Origin of the sequence: Streptoalloteichus hindustanus (genome assembly GCF_900129375.1) — a bacterium.
GTDB classification, from domain to species: Bacteria; Actinomycetota; Actinomycetes; order Mycobacteriales; family Pseudonocardiaceae; genus Streptoalloteichus; species Streptoalloteichus hindustanus.
The window spans coordinates 756,136-772,027 of record NZ_FQVN01000001.1 but is presented as its reverse complement, the minus strand read 5'-3'; the positions used below and the strand labels follow the sequence as shown (position 1 = coordinate 772,027).

Below are 15,892 nucleotides of genomic sequence, written 5' to 3'. Positions count from 1 at the left end.
ACGCCGGGGCCATCACCCCTCGACGCGCCCCTCGACGCGGAGAACTCCCAGGACCGGGCAGCCGGGCAGTCCGACGGCCCGGGTCGCCCCGGGCGCGAGGTCTCCGGCGACCCAGAGCTGGCCGGTGTGCTGGACGGCCCCGACGAGGTCGTGGTGCGCGCGGGGCAGGAGGACCGTCGTCGCACGGCCGCCACCGGGCTCCGTCACCTCCGTCACCTCCGCGCGCACGTCGGCGAGGAGTTGCCACCCCGGGCGCCACTCCTCGGTCAGCCGCGCCGTCACCGGCCGCCACGGGCCGAGCGTCAGCAGCCGGGCCAGTCCGAGGTGGTGGCGGGCCCGCGCCAGGAGGGCGCCGGCCCACCCGCCACCGGCGAGAACCACCAGGGCGCCGTAGGCCCCGAACGCGTTCCCCACGCCGCCGAAGCGCGCGACCACCCAGGCGAGGAAACCGAGTCCGAGGCAGAACAGCGCCACGGGCGGCCTGATGCCCGCCAGGAGTCGCGAGCGCATGCGCCTCGCACAGTCCGCCGCCACCGGATCGTCCGCCGCGGTACCGCTGTCCCCCGAGGCGAGCGCCTCCTCCGGCGCGCCCGCCCTGGCCGGCACGACGTGTGCGGGGAAACCGGCCTGAACCCCGTCGACGGACACCACCGCCGCGCCGTCGTCGTCCGGCCCGACCAACCACACGCGACCGCCGTGGACGATGGTCTGGACGATCCCCGCGTACTCCTGCCCGATCCTCAGCGCCGTTCCGTCCGCCAGGACGATGTCGTACCCACCCGAGAACAGAGTCCGCTCCGGACGGAGGACCCTGGCCGGCGCCGACCGCCATGGCCGCTCCGCCAGGAGCCGCCTCGCCCTGGGCAGCCAGTGGCCCACGCGGAACCAGACGGTCGCGCCGAGCAGGACCGGCACCGCGGCCAGGGCGAGGAGAACAGGGCTCGGAAGCCAGAAGAGCAGGACGAGCACCAGGACGAACAGGGCGCTGGCGCCACCCAGGTAGAGGCGGACCGTGCGGGTGGCGTGCTGGAACACCAACGAGGTGTGCCCCCACGCCATCGCCGGTTGGTCCGGCGGACGGGGCGGAAGGTCGACTGGGACGGACGGGTGAACTGGCCGCACGGCCACCTCCGGGCACGACCTGCCTGAACAGGGGGGAAGGACCCGAGAGTAGATCACCGCTCGGCGCGCCCTTTCGCGATCGCCCTGCACCAAGTTAGGCTCACCTAAGTCGTGGAGGTGAGCCCGGTGTCGATGAGCAGCAGCGAGCCGTCCGTCCCGGAACAGCCGGGGACGGCCACGCCGCACCCCCGCCCCGCCGTGCCGACCGCGGCCGAACGCGCCCGCTCGGTGGCCGAGCGGGGCGGCCGGGCGGCGCTGCTGCCCGCCGCGGAGCAGGGCGCGCGGGTGCTGCCGCTGTTCCACCACGTCCACCCGGACGGCAGCGCGGTCGTGTTGCTGCCCGACGAGCACCCCCTGGTGGCCACCACCTGCCTCGCGCCGCGGAGCGAGCTGGCGGCGATGCTGGAGCTGGCCGACCCGGCGCCGGTGCGGCTGCGGGAGTCCGTCCGCGGCCTGCTGTGGATCACCGGCTGGCTGCGGACCATGGACGGGGAGCGGCAGCGCGCCGAGGCGGTCGCGGTGGCGGAGCGCCGGCCCGACCCGCGCCTGCTCGACGTGGGGCACGGCGCGAGCCTGCTCCGGCTGTCGCCGGTCTCGCTGGTGCTGGCGGACGCGGAGGGCACCGAGTCGCTGGACGTGGCGGAGTTCGCGGCGGCCGAGCCGGACCCGTTCTGCCGGCACGAGGACGGCTGGCTGCGCCACCTGGAGCTGTCGCACCGGGACGTCGTCGGGATGTTGGCGCGGCACCTGCCGCCGGCCCTGCGGGGCGGGCACGTGCGCCCGCTCGGGTTGGACCGCTACGGGCTGCGCCTGCGGGTGGAGGCGGACAACGGCGACCACGACGTCCGGCTGGCGTTCTCCCGGCCGGTGGAAAACCGGCAGGAGCTGGCGGCCGAGCTGCGCCGCCTGGTCGGCTGCCCGTTCCTGGCCGCCAACCACCGGCCCTGACCGCGGCGCCCTCTCCCCGCTCCCGGGAACAGCCCCCACCCACCCTGGGGGGCGAGCCCTGCACCAGCCTATCCGCCACCCCACCCCGCGAGCGACCGCACAAGATCAGGATGTGGACAACCCGGAACCTGTGGACAACTGCCGTCCCGCACAGGTGAAGAACAGCCACGATCGCGCATGACTCCAGCCCGCGCCCCGCTTTCCCTTCCTGTACAAGCCACCCGAACCGTCCCCGCACCGGAGCGTCGGCCAGCGGAGCCCCGGGTGCCGGCCGGCGTTTCGGGAAGCGCGGAACGTCCCCCGTCCGGGCCATCCCGGCCGGGTTTCACCTACAGTGCGGAAGTGTTGTCCGAGCAGGTGACGCCGACCGAACGCCGGGCGATCCGGATCGAGCTCGCGTTGGTGTTCGGCGCGACGCTGGGCCTGTCCGGCCTCCGCAGCCTGCTGTCGCTGCTCGACTCGCTGCTGCGCCCCGAACCGCTGAACCAGCAGTCGGTGGCCATCAACGCGCCGCGCGCCGCGCTGACCCTGCTCGACCTCGCCTACCAGCTCACGAGCGTGCTCCAGCTCGCCGTGTGGGGCGGGCTGGGCGCGTACTTGTTGTGGCGGGCCGGTGTCGCGCTGCGGCAGGTCGGCCTGGACCGCACGCGCCCCGGCCGCGACGCGCTGACCGGCGTCGGCCTGGCCGCGCTGATCGGGCTGCCCGGCCTGGCGTTCTACCTCGGCACCAGGGCGCTCGGTCTCAACCTCACCGTCATGCCGTCCACTTTGGACTCGACGTGGTGGCGCCCGGTGGTGCTCACCCTCTCCGCTCTCGCGAACGCGTGGGCCGAGGAGGTGCTGGTGGTCGGGTTCCTGGTCACGCGGCTGCGTCGCCTCGGCTGGTCGGAGAACAAGTCGCTGCTGGCCTCGGCGCTGCTGCGCGGGTCCTACCACCTCTACCAGGGCTTCGGCGGGTTCGTCGGGAACGTCATCATGGGGCTGGTGTACGGCCGGGTGTGGCAGCGCACCAACCGGCTGTGGGCGCTGGTCATCGGCCACACCGTGATCGACGTGGTCGCGTTCGTCGGGTACGCCGCGCTGCGTGGCACAGTCTCCTGGATCCCCTAGCGGGATCCTTCAGCGCCGACGGCGCCAACGGCGGCGTCGAGAAGTCGACCTGACGACCTGCCGCCTTGACGGCTTGACGCCCTGGCGACAGGACGCCAAGTCGACAACGCTCGGCCGGGCGGGCTCAGGAGGGGTGCGCGAGGATGCCGTACCGCATGCGCGCCATCATGTTCTCCGGCCCCGCCTGGATGCCGGAGGCGGTGAACAGCTCGTCGATCCGCCCGGCCAGCTCCGACGGGTCCCAGCGGCGCCCGCCGGCGGTGATCTCGGCGGCCGAGGTGAACGGCTGGTAGATCTCGACGCTGTCGCCCTGCACCCCGAAGACCTTGCCGCTGATGTGCCCGGCGGCGTCCGAGCACAGGAACGCGACGAGCGGGGCGATGTTGTCCGGCGCGAAGAAGTCGAACTCGCCGCGCTCGGCGGCCTCCGCGCGGCGCGTCCGCACGTCCTCCGGCAGCAGCTCCTCGGTCATCCGGGTGATGGCGGACGGCGCGATCGCGTTGCTGGTGACGCCGTACCGGGCCATCTCCATCGCCACGATCGTGGACAGCGCGGCGATCCCGGCCTTGGCCGCGCCGTAGTTGGCCTGGCCGAAGTTGCCGAGGATCCCCGAGGTCGAGCTGGTGTGCACGATCCGGCCGGGGCGCTCGCTCTCCCGCCAGTACCGGCAGGCGGCCCTGGTCGGGGCGAAGTGGCCGCGCAGGTGCACGCGGACGACGTCGTCCCACTCCTCGTCGGACATCTTGACGAGCGTGCGGTCCCGCAGGATGCCCGCGTTGTTCACCAACGCGTCGAGCTGTCCGAAGCCCTCCACGGCGGTGCGCACCAACCGGTTGGCCACGGCGGTGTCCGAGACGTCCCCGGTCACCAGCGTCGCCTGGCCACCCCGGGAGGTGATCTCCTCGTGGACCTGCCGGCCGGCCTCGGCGTCGAACTCCGCGAGCACGACCGCCGCGCCCTGCCGCGCGCACTCCACCGCCTCGCCCCGCCCGATGCCGCGCCCGGCACCGGTGACGATCACGACCCTGCCGTCGAGGATGCCCATGCGTCGCACCCTATCGACGTGGGGAAGACACCTCCGGCAAGCGGACATTCCCCGGTCAGGCGGCCGAAACCGGACGCGCGCGCCGCCGAGCGCCCCACGGCGGAGGGTCGCTCTGCCGCTGATCCGCGCCGCTGGCGGGGAATCCGTTCCGGTGTCAACGCGTGCGCGCCCGCCCGGGAAGGGCTTCCATGGACGAAGCGCGCTCCAAGGTCGGCGCGGCGCCTGGTCGTCGAGCTGGATCAACCAGACGCAAGAAAACGTGCCCCAGAGCCCGGATTCGGTTCATGATTCATCGCTCGTCGCGGCGCTTCGCTGCGAACACCGCCGAATTTGACCTCGCTCACTGCGGATTTTCCTCACCAGCGGGTTACGCTCGCTGGCGTGACCGCCCGACAGGCCGCACCGGCGACCCGCTCCGCCCAACCCGCTGGCACGCCCCGGGTCGACAGCGAGGTCGGCCCGCTGCGCACCGTGCTGCTGCACCGCCCCGGCGCGGAGTTGAAGCGACTCACGCCGCGCAACAACGACCAGCTCCTCTTCGACGGGATTCCCTGGGTGGACCGGGCCCAGGAGGAGCACGACGCCTTCGCGGGCACGCTCCGGTCGCGGGGCGTCGAGGTGCTGCTGCTGGCCGACCTGCTGGCCGAGGCGTTGGCCGACCGCAGGGCCCGCGCGGCCGGCGTGTGGTCGGCGGTCGACGAGCGCCGGCTCGGCCTCGACCTCGCGGACACGCTGCGCTCGCACCTCACCGGCCTGGACGCCGCCGCGCTCGCCCACGTGCTGACCGCCGGCATGACGTTCGAGGAGCTGCCGGCCGCCGAGGGCGCCTCGCTGGTGCGGCGGATGCACCACCCGCACGACTTCGCCATCGACCCGCTGCCCAACCTGCTGTTCACCCGCGACTCGTCGCTGTGGGTGGGCGACCGGGTCGCGGTGGCCTCGCTGTCGATGCCGGCGCGGCGCCGCGAGACCTCGCTGACCGACCTCATCTACGCCTACCACCCGCGGTTCGCCCGCACCGACCGCGCCTACGGCGCGCACTCGGCCCCGGTGGAGGGCGGCGACGTGCTGCTGCTCGCGCCGGGCGTGCTGGCCATCGGCGTCGGCGAGCGGACCACGCCCGCCGGCGCGGAGTCCTTCGCCCGCTCCGCGTTCACCGACGGGCTGGCGCACACGGTGCTCGCGGTGCCCATCGCGCAGGAGCGCGCCACGATGCACCTGGACACCGTGTGCACCATGGTCGACCGCGACGCGCTCGTCATGTACCCGGCCATGCGGGGCGAGCTGTCCGCGTACCCGATCCTCCCGGACGGCGACGGCGGCGTCCTGGTGGACGGGCCGGTCCCGTTCCTGGAGGCCGCCGCCGAGGCGATGGGCATCGAGCGGCTGCGCGTGATCGACACCGGCCTCGACCCGGTGACCGCCGAACGCGAGCAGTGGGACGACGGCAACAACACGCTGGCGATCGCGCCCGGCGTGGTCCTGGCCTACGAGCGGAACGTGGAGACCAACGCACGCCTGGAGGACGCGGGCGTGGAGGTGCTGCGCATCTCCGGCTCGGAGCTGGGTTCCGGACGGGGCGGCCCGCGGTGCATGTCCTGCCCGATCGAGCGCGCGCCGCTCGCCTGACCCCCTCCGCGGCCGTTCGGCTCGTCCGCCGCCCCCACTCCGGACGAGCCGAACGGTGGCGTCTCACCTGCGGTACAGCTTCAGGCCCACATGGTCGACGACCCACCGCAACTCGTCGACGTCGATGTCGAAGTAGACGCGACCCACGTACTCCCATGACGTGTTGTCGCCGAGCTTGATGTGGCGCTCCCGGCTGCGGCGCACCCCGTCGTACTCGAACTTGTCGAGCCGCCGCACGCACAGCTCGCCGTCGGTGGGCGCATAGTTGAGGCCGAACCGCTCGGCCAGCCACCGCTCCAGGCCCATCCCGATCCGGCCGCGCAGGTCGCGCCACTCACCGGCGGCCATCGCCAGGTCGCGCAGGGCCTGGCGCATCCTCGTCGGCTCGGCGTACTCGGACTTCGCCCACGACCGGCGGGCGTTCTCGGTGAACACGACCGCGCCGTCCGACTGCTGGGTGAGCTGGTCCCACAGCGCGCCGAAGTCCCGCTCGTCCAGGGGCGTGCGCTCGACGGCGTCGTCCGGGCCGAGCGCCCCGTGGTCGCGGCCGAACCGCCGGAACTCCGCGTGGTACCAGTGCACCTCGGCGCGGAGCCGTTCGACCTGGCTCTCCAGCGCCTCGTTCTCGCGCAACAGCTCCAGGGCGTACTCGCTGTCGCTCTCCAGGGCCACCAGTCTGGCCCGGCGTAACGACCCCAGGATCTCGTCTCGCACCTCGTCCCTCGGCTCGGCCAGCACCGACAGCCGCGCGAGCTTGGCGAACAGGTGGCTGACGAACCGGTCCTGGCTCCCGGTGGCCGCCGACGAGGTCCACCAGGGGTGGTGCAGCACGTCCGCGCGGTCGCCGAAACCGGGCCAGAACAGGCGGACCCCCTCCCACGGCAGCCGGGCGTCCGGGCAGCGGGCGGTCAGCCCGTCCAACACCGGGCGCCCCGCCAGCAGCACCACGTGCGCGAGGCCGCTGTTGGTCCGCGCGATCCGGGCGGCCAACCGCTCCTGGCCGGCCACCACGATCAGCGGCAGCCCACGACGGTGGTCGGTGAGGTCGGCGACCAGGTCGTCGACGTCGGCGGCGAACGCGGTCCGGGGCGTGGACGACAGCGGCATCCCGCGGCGGGCGGCGCACGGCACCGCGTCGAGCAGCTCGCGGACGACCCGGGGCGGCTGGAAGTCGCCGATCGGGGCGGGTCCCAGGCGGTTGTCCTCGGACACCCGGGACAACGCGACGAACGCCTGGGTCGCGTCGGCCGTCCGGGTCACGCTGATCCGGCTCTCCCACACCACGTTCTGGGTGTCGGAGGGACGGCGCAGCTCCAGTTCGAACAGGTCCGCGGAACCGTCGACCAGGCTCCGGGTGGTCCAGCCGACGCGGCGGTCGCCGACCACGAGCTCCCCGGCGAGGGAGTCCGGGGGGAGCTCCGGTCGACAGCCCCAGGCCCGCACGACGTCGGACATGACGCGGAACGCGTCCCGGCCCGGTTCCCGCGCGATCAGCCGTGTGGCGTAGAGGTTCTGCATGCCCGCCTCCTTGTGTCACAGGTCACACGGCAGGGAGCATGGCGAGCTCCGACGCGCCGAAGCAATGCGACCGCCGGATCTGGTCGGTCAGCGCGGTCGAAAGATCCCTGCCAGTTGGGCACTTCGCTCCCGCGCGCCCCGGGAGACTGCTCGCGTTCCCGCGCGACAGGAGGAACGCGATGTCCCGCTGGAGACCTGCCACCGCGGTGCTGCTGCTGGCAATGTCGACCTCCCTGACATCGCTTCCACCCGCTGCGGCCGAGGAACCGACCAGCGGCCTCTCGTGGGAACGCTGCGCTGACGCGCCCGTGACGCATCCGGTCCGGTGCACGAGGATCGGCGTTCCGGTCGACTGGTCCACAAAGGACAGTCCGGCCCGCGTCGACCTCCGGGTCGCGAAGGTCACCGCTTCCCGCCCCGAGGCTCGGGTCGGCGTGCTGCTGTTCAACCCGGGCGGCCCGGGCGCCTCCGCCGCGTCGCTGCTGACCGACCCGGCGGTCTTCGCCGACTACTTCCCGACGGATCTGCGGGAGCGCTTCGACATTGTGGGGGTCGACCCCCGCGGGGTCGGCGGAAGTCAGCCCATCTCCTGCGCCCAACCGCCCGACGACCCCGCGGCGACGCGCTTTCCCACGACCGCGCGGCAGGCCGGCCAGCTCGTGGTCGCCAACGCGCGGTTCGCTCTGTCCTGTTTGGACAAAGCCGGCGCGCTGATCCGCCACGTGGGCACCGAGAGCGTCGCCCGCGACCTCGACCACGTGCGGAGCCGGCTGGGCGAGGAACGGATCAGCTTCCTGGGCGTCTCCTACGGCACGATGGTCGCCCAGAGCTACGCCGAGCTGTTCCCCCACCGGCTGCGCGCGTTGGCGCTCGACGGGGTCGTCGACCGGGCGCAGCCGTGGCGGCAGGCCATCGAGGTCAACGCCAGCGCGGTGGAGGACGGCGTCAGCCGGTTCGTTGCGTGGTGTGCCGCGACTCCCACCTGCGCGTTGCACGGGCAGGACGTCCGCGGTGCGATCAGCCGAGCGCTGGCCAGGGCCGACGTGAGCCCTCTGCCGGCGGGAGACCGCACCCTCAACGCGGAGCTCCTCGCGACGGCGCTGAACGCGGCGATCAGCAGCCCCGGCTTTTTCTCCTTCGCCGCGAAGGGATTGCGCGCGATCGTCGATCGGGGTGACGCGACGACGCTGCTCCCCTTCTCCCCCTACAACGACCTCCCGGGACGCGCGGTCTACCGGGCGATCGCCTGCCAGGGCGTCACACCTCCCCAGCGGGCGGACGAGCTGGTGGAGGCGACACGGCTGTCGAGGAAGTTGAGCCCGACACTGCGCGGCGCCTCCGACGGCTGGGACATCCTCAGCGGTTGCGCGGGCTGGCCGATCCCGACGTCGTGGCGGCCCCACGGCTGGCGCGTCCCGTCGGACTTCCCGCGCGCGTTGCTGCTCTCCGGATCGCACGACGTCTCCACCCCGCGTCCGTGGGCCGAGAACGTCCACCGCCAGATCCCGAACAGCGTTCTCCTGCGCTGGGACGGCGACGGGCACACCGCCTGGCTCGGCGGCCACAGCCCGCAGGCCAAGCAGGCGGCGGCCCGGTACCTCGTCGACCCGGCCACCCCGGTGTCCACTGTGTCCAGTTCGACTCGTTGACCCGCTATGCCCCGGCGAAGAACCTGTTTTCCTTGCCCTGCAAGGCCGACAAGACAGCAGTGCGCACAGCCTGTCTGACCAGGCACGTGCTCCCCGAGGCGTAGGTCCCAGGTATGACACGGTGCCCGGTGATCTCGCCCTGTCGTCCGATCCCAGCGGACGATCACGAGAAGCAGACTGCGCCCCGTGTCATTCGTGGAAAACCGCCGACCTGGCCGGACAAAGCCGAGAAAGTCGTTGACACGCTGGAGAAGCACCACCGTGGCCGCGCTCACGCTGACCGCGTCGGCCGTGCTCGTGACTCCCGCTGTCGCGCAGGCGAACGCCGAAGGCCCGGCCGGGGAGCCGCTGCGCTGGGAACGGTGCGCGAACACCGCTGAGGACAACCCGCTGCGTTGTGCCCGCGTCGCCGCGCCCGTCGACTGGTCCGCGCCGCGTGGCTCCGCCACCGTGTCCCTGATGGTCGCGAGGCTTCCCGCCACGAAACCTGACCGCCGGATCGGGACGTTGTTCTTCAACCCGGGCGGGCCGGGCGGGGCCGCGGCCAGCATGCTCGCCTACCCCTCGGTCGCCGCCGCGTACTTCCCCGCCGAGCTCCGGGAACGCTTCGACATCATCGGGATGGACCCGAGGGGCGTCGGCGCGAGCCAGTTCCTGAAGTGCGAGAACTCCGCACACGACCCGTCCCAGACGCGCTTCCCGACCACCGTCCCCGACGCGGCGCGCCTCGCCGCCGCCAACGCCCGGTTCGGCGCCTCCTGCCTGCGGGGCACCGGCCCACTGGCGTCCCACCTGGACACCGCGAGCGTCGCCAGGGACATGGACCTGGTGCGGGCCCGGCTCGGCGAGGACCGGATCTCGTTCCTCGGCATCTCGTACGGCTCGATGGTGGCGCAGAGCTACGCCGAGCTGTTCCCGCACCGCGTCCGGGCGCTGGTCCTCGACGGGGCCGTGGACCGCTCGTTGACCTGGCAACGCATGGCCGAAGCCGGGGCCGCCGCCAACGAGGACGGTTTCGACCAGTTCGTGGCGTGGTGCGAGCGGACGGAGAGCTGTGCCGTCCGCGGACGCGACCCCCGCGCCCTGGTCAGGACCGTGTTGGAGCGGGCCGACCGCGCCCCCGTTCCGGCGGACGGGCGCACCGCGACCGCCGAGGAGATCGCCACCGCGATCAGCGGGCTGCTGGCCGCCCCCTCGACGATGTCCCAGTTGGCGAGGGGAATCCAGCAGGCGGCGGACGCGGACGACGCCACCGAGCTGGTGCGCGGCAGCACGTTCACCACCGGCGCCTGGTACGCCGCCTACCGGGCCATCATCTGCCAGGACGTCCCGGTCCCGCCGAACTCCGTGACCTCGTTCCCGGCGGAGGTGGACCGGGTGCGCCGGCTCGGCCCGACGCTGCGGGGCGCGTCGGAGTTCTGGGACGTCGTCTCGGGCTGCGTGGGCTGGCCGGTGCCGAGCCGGTGGCGACCACACGGCTGGCAGGTGCCGGCCACCTTCCCCCGCACCGTGATCCTGGCCGGCGCGCACGACGTCTCCACACCGCTCCAGTGGGCGGAGAACGTGCACCGGCGGCTCCCGAACAGCCGGCTGTGGCGCTGGGACGGGTTCGGCCACTCCGCGTGGACCAACACCGACCCCGAGGCGCAGCGGGCGATGCGGGCCGCCATCCGGTACCTGGTCGATCCGACGGCCGTCTGAACCCGGGAACCGTGAGTCGGAAACCAGAAACCAGAAACCGGAGGCCGGAGGCCGGCTGCGCCGCGACGCCGGCGCGGCGATGATGGGTGGATGGTGCTCGACGACTGGATCGAGGCCCTCCGCGCCGAACTGGGTGCCGAGCTGGGCCCCGACGTGGACGTGGACATCCGGGCGTTGCTCGACGTCGCCCGGGTCGCGGCGCACTCGGTGGACCGCCCCGCCGCGCCGCTGACCACCTTCCTCATCGGCTACGCCGCCGGGAGGGCCGGGGGCGGGGACGTCCACGAGCTGTGCCGCCGGGTCACCGCGCTCGCCGAGTCCTGGCCGCCGGAGCCGCGCTGAGACGATCGGGGCACGGGTGGGTCGGACCTGTGCGTGGTCGGACCCACCCGAGTCGGCGACCGGCGAACGCTCAGGGCACGAGATAGGTCGAGTCGCGGGCGTCGGTGATGGCCATGTGGCCGGGAGCGTGCCCGATGGCGAACGGCGGGCGAGAGGCCCGCACGGCCGCCTGGGGTGTGACGCCGCAGGCCCAGAACACCGGGACCTCGCCCCGCTCCACCGGCACCGCGTCCCCGTAGTCCGGGGCGTCCAGGTCGCGGATGCCGATCGCCGCCGGGTCGCCCACGTGGACGGGCGCGCCGTGCACCGCCGGGTACCGCGAGGTCACGCGTACCGCCGTCGGCACGAGGGAAGCCGGAACCGGGCGCATGGACACCACCAGCGGCCCGTGCAGCGCGCCGGCGGGGCGGCAGGCGAGCGAGGTCCGGTACATCGGCACGTTGCGGCCCAGCTCCACGTGGCGCACCGGAACACCGGCCGCGAGCAGCGCGTCCTCGAAGGTGAACGAGCACCCCAACAGGAAGGTGACGAGGTCGGAGCGCCACACGGACCGTGCGTCCGCGACCTCCTCGACCAGCTCGCCGTCCCGGTAGACCCGGTAGGCGGGCAGGTCGGTGCGCAGGTCGCCGTCGAACAGCGGCGTGCCGACCTCGCCCGGGTCGGCGACGTCGAGCACCGGGCACGCCTGGGGGTTGCGCTGCGCGAACAACAGCAGGTCATAGGCCAGGTCGTGGGGTACCGCGACCAGGTTCGCCTGGGTCCAGCCCGCGCACCAGCCCGCCGTGGGCGTCCGCACGCCCCGCCGGAACAGAGCGCGCGCCTGGGCGGGAGTCAGAACGGACACGTCCGCCGGCACGTTGTCATCCGCCACGCGGGTCCCTCCCCTTACGTCGAACAGGTGAACCTGCTCACTTCGAAGGCGATCCTTACCGGGGTACCGCAGGTAGCGTCCACGGCATGGCCCTGATCGGCAAGAAGGACCCCGAGAGCAAGTTCCACGACCTGCTGCGCGCCCAGGTCCGCAACGAGTTCACCGCGTCCCAGCAGTACGTGGCGATCGCCGTGTGGTTCGACGCGCAGGACCTGCCCCGGCTCGCGGCGCACTTCTACCGGCAGGCCCTGGAGGAGCGCGACCACGCGATGATGATCGTGCAGTACCTCCTCGACAACGACCTGGACGTGGCCATCCCCGGGGTGGACGACGTGCGCAACGACTTCCGGAGCGTCCGCGAGCCGGTGGCGCTGGCCCTGCAGCAGGAGCGCGAGGTCACCGCGGACATCACCGCGCTGGCCAGGGCCGCCAGGGACGAGGGCGACTACCTCGGCGAGCAGTTCATCCAGTGGTTCCTCAAGGAGCAGGTGGAGGAGGTCTCCCAGATGTCCACCCTGCTGCACGTGGTGGAGCGGGCCGGGGACAACCTGTTCCACATCGAGGACTTCCTCGCCCGCGAGTCGGTGGGCGACGAGGGCGCTGACCCGACCGCCCCGCGCGTGGCCGGCGGCGCCGTCGGCTGACCCGACCGCCCCCTCGCTCGACCGGACCCGGTGGGCCGCTCCCGTTCCCGGAGCGGCCCACCGCCCGTCTCCCGATCAGTTGACGCAGTCCTGGCCCCGAATCGCCAGGGAGAACTGCCTGACCCGCCTGTCTTGGTCGAGCAGGAAGTGGTAGGACGCGTTGGCGTTGCCCGGAACCGGGGTGTGGAAGATGTTCGGGCTCTGCTGGAGGCCGGGGTAGGCCGACCGCACCTCGGCGAGGCTCGATCCGATCCCGATGCCCTCGGGCGACCGGAACGTGGGCGCCGCGAAGATCACCGCGACACCCAGCCTGGTCGAGATGTTGACGTGGGCAGCCGGCTCGTTCCGCAACGCGTAGTCGTACCCGCAGTACTCCGTCTCCCCCAGGCCGCCGTCCTGACGGACCACCCCGTTGCGCAGCGCCTCGTCCTTGGACATGCCCAGACGAACCGCACCGTAGCCGTGCGGCCCCAACACCTTTCCGGACCCGGCCGGGCGCTGGGCCCCCGCCGCGGACCGGCTCGTCGGGGGATTCGCGCCCGACGTGCCGTTCGTCGTCCCGGCCCCGACGCCCTGGGTCTGCGTCGAGGCCGACGGGCCCACCGCGCTCGTCGTGCCTTGCGCGCTCGAGGCGCCCGGCGGGCTCGACGTGACCGACAGGCTCGACGTGACCGTCGAGCTCTGCGGCGTCGGCGACACGGACGACGAGTCGGTCCCCGCCGGCGGCAACGAGGTCCCCCCGGACGGACTCGCCACCGCCGTGCCGACCACCACCACCGCCACCAGGGCGGCCGCCCCGGCCACCACCCCCGTCACCTGACGACGACGGCGCACCCGCCGCGCGCCGGACACGATGTTCTCCACCGCTTTCCCCCTCACGGTCAGTACCAACCGCTCGTCCCGGAACAACCGCTTCAGCTCATCGTCGAGACTCACTGGGCGCCCTTTCCCGCCAGCGAGTCCAGATGGGCACGCAAGGTGCTCATCGCCCGGCTGGCGTGGCTTTTCACCGTGCCGCGGCTCACGCCCAGCACGTCGGCGATCTCGGCCTCCGAAAGGTCCTCGTAGTACCGGAGAACGAGCACCGCCCGTTGTTTGGCCGGCAACCCCGCCAATGCCCGCCACAACGGCTCGTGTTCGACGCGGTCGAATTCCCCCGCGACCGCCTCGTCCGGCACGACGGCGACGACGTTCTCCCGCCTGCGGCGACGCCAGAAGCTCACGTGGAGGTTGGCCATCGTCCGCCGCACGTACGCGTGCGGGTCACCGCTCCGGGCGACGACCCGGCTCCAGCGGGAGCCCACGCGCTCCAACGCCGTCTGCACCAGGTCCGCCGCGTCGTGCGGGTTACCGGCGAGGGCGTACCCGTACCGCAGCAGTCCTGGTAACGCGGCCTCCGCGAAGGCCGCGAAGTCTTCATCCACAACCCACCCCCTTGACGTGCTCAGCACGCGCGAGGACGGGATCCGGTTGACGAGCGTGACCAGTCAGTTACGGAAACGGCGGGGCCGCCCCCTGCTGGGCGGCCCCGCCGGAATCCGGTCGGTACCGGTGTTCGCGCGCTGGTCTCAGCGCGTGGTGGCCCAGGTCGACGGGCCGCCGGTGGTCGGGTAGGGGTAGGAGGACGGGCTGCCCGGCGAGGTCGTCACCGAGGCCGAACCAGCCGGCGAGGAGGTCACCGAGGTCGGGCGCGGGTAGTGCGTGCTCGGCGCTCCCGGCGAGGTCGTCACGGAGGTCGAGACGGGCATGCTCGGCTCGCCCGGCGAGGTGGGGCGCGGTGAGGCGGGCAGCGAAGGTTCGTCAGTTCGGGGCACCGAGGTCACAGTGGGCTCAGCGGGCGTGGAGTGCGTCAGCGGCGCCGAGACCGAGGTGCTGGTGGACGACACGGGCTGCACGGCGGGACTGTCCGAGCTGGCGGCGTAGGCCGTCGAGGCCAGGGCGAAACCGCCCAGCACCGCGGCGGCCGCGCCGAGAACCTTCTTGTTGCGCAGCATTTCCCTACCTCTCGTCTCCCGCGACCGGTGTCGGTCGCGTTCACCCCGGAAACGCCTTCACCACCATCGGCGGTTGCCTCGAGTTTTTGCGGCTTCAGAACGGGAAAAGGCGCGCGGAACAACCCGACCCGGGGGTCGGGCAACGATGGCGGCGCTTTTCACGCGCTGTTGCTGGTCACCGTCCGTTGTGGCGAGGACAAAGCACTGGGAGTGGAGCGTTGCGGGTCGGTGGGCCGGGAGGCGCCGGACTCCGTGCGCGTTCCGGAGGGCGGGCTGCCTATCGACGTCGTCAGGGTGGGCGCGGAGGGGGGAGTGACCCTTCTCGCCGAGGGATCGGGCTGGCCCGGGGTGCGCGAGAGCGGCGGCGCGCCCGGTGCCGAAGTCGCGTGCGAACTGGTCTGCGGGGTGTCCTCGGTCAACGGGGTGCTCGTCCCGCTGGACGGCGTGCTGGTTCCGGTCGGCACCGACGGCGACTCGGCCGGCGGGAGTTCCTCGCCGCGGCCGAAGCCGGCCAGCAACGCGCCCACCAGGATCACGCCGACCACCGCCGCCGCGCCCCCGGCCATGGCCAGCGCGGCGCGGACCCGACGCCCCCGCCGGACCCCTGCCAGCACGACCTCGTCCGCGTCCGCGCGCGCGCTCACGTCCAGCCGCGCGTCCTGGGTGAACAGTCGGCGCAACTCGTCGTCGAGGTCCGCGCTCATCGCACACCCCCCTCCGCCATCGTCCGCTCCAGCCGCAGCCGCAGCGTGGCCATCGCCTTGCTGGTCTGGCTCTTCACCGTGCCCCGGCTGACCCCCAACGTGGTGGCGATCTCCTCCTCGGTCAGCCCGTCGTAGTAGCGCAGGACCACCACCGCGCGCTGCCGGGGCGGCAACGCGCGCAGCGCGCGCCACAGCGGCTCGTTCTCCAGCCGGCTCGGGGCGGGGTCGACCGGGATCTCCGGCGGCTCGGCGACCAGGCTCTCCCGCCGTCGGCGGCGCCACCGGCTGATGTGCGCGTTGACCATCGCGCGCCGCACGTACGCCACCGGGTCCTCGATGCGCACCACGGACCGCCAGCGCCGCCCGACGCGCTCCAGCGCGCCCTGCACGAGGTCGGCGCCATCGTGCGGATTGCCGGTGAGCGCGTGGCCGTAGCGGAGCAGGCTGGGCATGGCGGCGCGCACGAACTCACCGAAGTCGTCCCCCACCGTCCCCCTCCCCGACCGGCGGCGCGTCCGCCGTGCCCGGCCGTTCCCGTGGTGTCACCACTTCGGCCACGCGCGGGCGGCGTGCCGGGTTGCCGGGACTTCCGGCGACGTGACCGGCGTCTCTCCT

Annotated in this window: 17 protein-coding genes; 8 read left to right on the top strand and 9 right to left on the bottom strand. The window is 73.1% G+C overall.

The annotated features are described in order from the left end of the window. Positions 1-12: 12 nt before the first annotated feature. Positions 13-1,059, bottom strand: a complete 1,047-nt coding sequence (locus BUE43_RS03670) for a hypothetical protein (RefSeq protein WP_073479844.1) — start codon at positions 1,057-1,059, stop codon at positions 13-15. Between the two features lie 195 nt (positions 1,060-1,254). Here BUE43_RS03670 and BUE43_RS03665 point away from each other — a divergent pair, with 195 nt between their 5' ends. Further along, positions 1,255-2,070 carry a DUF2470 domain-containing protein gene (locus tag BUE43_RS03665; RefSeq protein WP_073480250.1) on the top strand — a complete coding sequence of 272 codons (816 nt, stop codon included), beginning with the start codon at positions 1,255-1,257 and terminating at the stop codon, positions 2,068-2,070. A 342-nt stretch (positions 2,071-2,412) separates the two neighbouring features. After that, the gene (locus BUE43_RS03660; RefSeq protein WP_073479843.1) at positions 2,413-3,180 is read left to right on the top strand and encodes a CPBP family intramembrane glutamic endopeptidase; all 768 of its coding nucleotides are present in this window, start codon (positions 2,413-2,415) and stop codon (positions 3,178-3,180) included. A gap of 124 nt (positions 3,181-3,304) precedes the next feature. Here BUE43_RS03660 and BUE43_RS03655 read toward each other — a convergent pair whose 3' ends face one another. Continuing rightward, complete coding sequence (locus tag BUE43_RS03655) at positions 3,305-4,225, bottom strand: SDR family NAD(P)-dependent oxidoreductase (RefSeq protein ID WP_073479842.1); 921 nt, start codon at positions 4,223-4,225, stop codon at positions 3,305-3,307. Positions 4,226-4,606: 381 nt separating this feature from the next. Here BUE43_RS03655 and BUE43_RS03650 point away from each other — a divergent pair, with 381 nt between their 5' ends. Continuing rightward, on the top strand, positions 4,607-5,854 hold the full coding sequence (locus tag BUE43_RS03650) for an arginine deiminase (protein ID WP_073479841.1): 1,248 nt from the start codon (positions 4,607-4,609) through the stop codon (positions 5,852-5,854). Positions 5,855-5,917: 63 nt separating this feature from the next. Here the strand turns inward: BUE43_RS03650 and BUE43_RS03645 are convergent, their stop codons facing one another. Further along, positions 5,918-7,372, bottom strand: a complete 1,455-nt coding sequence (locus BUE43_RS03645; protein WP_073479840.1) for a hypothetical protein — start codon at positions 7,370-7,372, stop codon at positions 5,918-5,920. Positions 7,373-7,680: 308 nt separating this feature from the next. Here BUE43_RS03645 and BUE43_RS03635 point away from each other — a divergent pair, with 308 nt between their 5' ends. From BUE43_RS03635 to BUE43_RS03625, 3 genes are all read left to right on the top strand, one after another. After that, a complete protein-coding gene (locus tag BUE43_RS03635; protein WP_073479838.1) occupies positions 7,681-9,021 on the top strand; it encodes an alpha/beta hydrolase in 1,341 nt (446 codons plus the stop codon). Positions 9,022-9,282: 261 nt separating this feature from the next. Continuing rightward, a complete protein-coding gene (locus BUE43_RS03630) occupies positions 9,283-10,722 on the top strand; it encodes an alpha/beta fold hydrolase (RefSeq protein ID WP_073479837.1) in 1,440 nt (479 codons plus the stop codon). 90 nt (positions 10,723-10,812) lie between these two features. Further along, positions 10,813-11,064, top strand: coding sequence for a DUF6457 domain-containing protein (locus BUE43_RS03625; protein ID WP_073479836.1), 252 nt, complete (start codon positions 10,813-10,815; stop codon positions 11,062-11,064). 70 nt (positions 11,065-11,134) lie between these two features. Here the strand turns inward: BUE43_RS03625 and BUE43_RS03620 are convergent, their stop codons facing one another. Further along, entirely contained in the window at positions 11,135-11,899 is a 765-nt protein-coding gene (locus BUE43_RS03620) for a putative hydro-lyase (RefSeq protein WP_073480249.1), read from the bottom strand. A 122-nt stretch (positions 11,900-12,021) separates the two neighbouring features. Between BUE43_RS03620 and BUE43_RS03615 the strand changes: the two genes are divergently transcribed. Continuing rightward, positions 12,022-12,579: a ferritin gene (locus BUE43_RS03615; RefSeq protein WP_073479835.1), complete on the top strand. Its 558-nt coding sequence runs from the start codon at positions 12,022-12,024 to the stop codon at positions 12,577-12,579. 75 nt (positions 12,580-12,654) lie between these two features. Here the strand turns inward: BUE43_RS03615 and BUE43_RS03610 are convergent, their stop codons facing one another. Further along, a complete protein-coding gene (locus tag BUE43_RS03610) occupies positions 12,655-13,017 on the bottom strand; it encodes a hypothetical protein (RefSeq protein WP_073479834.1) in 363 nt (120 codons plus the stop codon). A gap of 106 nt (positions 13,018-13,123) precedes the next feature. Between BUE43_RS03610 and BUE43_RS33245 the strand changes: the two genes are divergently transcribed. Next, complete coding sequence (locus tag BUE43_RS33245; protein WP_073479833.1) at positions 13,124-13,399, top strand: hypothetical protein; 276 nt, start codon at positions 13,124-13,126, stop codon at positions 13,397-13,399. Between the two features lie 112 nt (positions 13,400-13,511). Here BUE43_RS33245 and BUE43_RS03600 read toward each other — a convergent pair whose 3' ends face one another. From BUE43_RS03600 to BUE43_RS03585, 4 genes are all read right to left on the bottom strand, one after another. Then, a complete protein-coding gene (locus BUE43_RS03600; protein ID WP_083959266.1) occupies positions 13,512-14,003 on the bottom strand; it encodes a SigE family RNA polymerase sigma factor in 492 nt (163 codons plus the stop codon). A 144-nt stretch (positions 14,004-14,147) separates the two neighbouring features. Beyond that, the gene (locus BUE43_RS03595) at positions 14,148-14,573 is read right to left on the bottom strand and encodes a hypothetical protein (protein WP_073479831.1); all 426 of its coding nucleotides are present in this window, start codon (positions 14,571-14,573) and stop codon (positions 14,148-14,150) included. A 158-nt stretch (positions 14,574-14,731) separates the two neighbouring features. Continuing rightward, entirely contained in the window at positions 14,732-15,277 is a 546-nt protein-coding gene (locus BUE43_RS03590) for a hypothetical protein (RefSeq protein ID WP_073479830.1), read from the bottom strand. Beyond that, positions 15,274-15,765 (bottom strand): SigE family RNA polymerase sigma factor, encoded by a 492-nt coding sequence (locus tag BUE43_RS03585; RefSeq protein ID WP_073479829.1) that lies wholly within the window; start codon positions 15,763-15,765, stop codon positions 15,274-15,276. The genes BUE43_RS03590 and BUE43_RS03585 overlap by 4 nt, the downstream gene beginning before the upstream one ends. Positions 15,766-15,892 lie beyond the last annotated feature (127 nt).

What these genes read in the sequence shown, in the direction of transcription:
- BUE43_RS03645 (WP_073479840.1), bottom strand. Translation starts at nt 7,372, where the DNA reads ATGCAGAACCTCTACGCCACACGGCTGATCGCGCGGGAACCGGGCCGG.
- BUE43_RS03615 (WP_073479835.1), top strand. Translation starts at nt 12,022, where the DNA reads ATGGCCCTGATCGGCAAGAAGGACCCCGAGAGCAAGTTCCACGACCTG.
- BUE43_RS03590 (WP_073479830.1), bottom strand. Translation starts at nt 15,277, where the DNA reads ATGAGCGCGGACCTCGACGACGAGTTGCGCCGACTGTTCACCCAGGAC.
- BUE43_RS03670 (WP_073479844.1), bottom strand. Translation starts at nt 1,059, where the DNA reads ATGGCGTGGGGGCACACCTCGTTGGTGTTCCAGCACGCCACCCGCACG.
- BUE43_RS03665 (WP_073480250.1), top strand. Translation starts at nt 1,255, where the DNA reads ATGAGCAGCAGCGAGCCGTCCGTCCCGGAACAGCCGGGGACGGCCACG.
- BUE43_RS03655 (WP_073479842.1), bottom strand. Translation starts at nt 4,225, where the DNA reads ATGGGCATCCTCGACGGCAGGGTCGTGATCGTCACCGGTGCCGGGCGC.
- BUE43_RS03625 (WP_073479836.1), top strand. Translation starts at nt 10,813, where the DNA reads ATGGTGCTCGACGACTGGATCGAGGCCCTCCGCGCCGAACTGGGTGCC.
- BUE43_RS03595 (WP_073479831.1), bottom strand. Translation starts at nt 14,573, where the DNA reads ATGCTGCGCAACAAGAAGGTTCTCGGCGCGGCCGCCGCGGTGCTGGGC.
- BUE43_RS03610 (WP_073479834.1), bottom strand. Translation starts at nt 13,017, where the DNA reads ATGTCCAAGGACGAGGCGCTGCGCAACGGGGTGGTCCGTCAGGACGGC.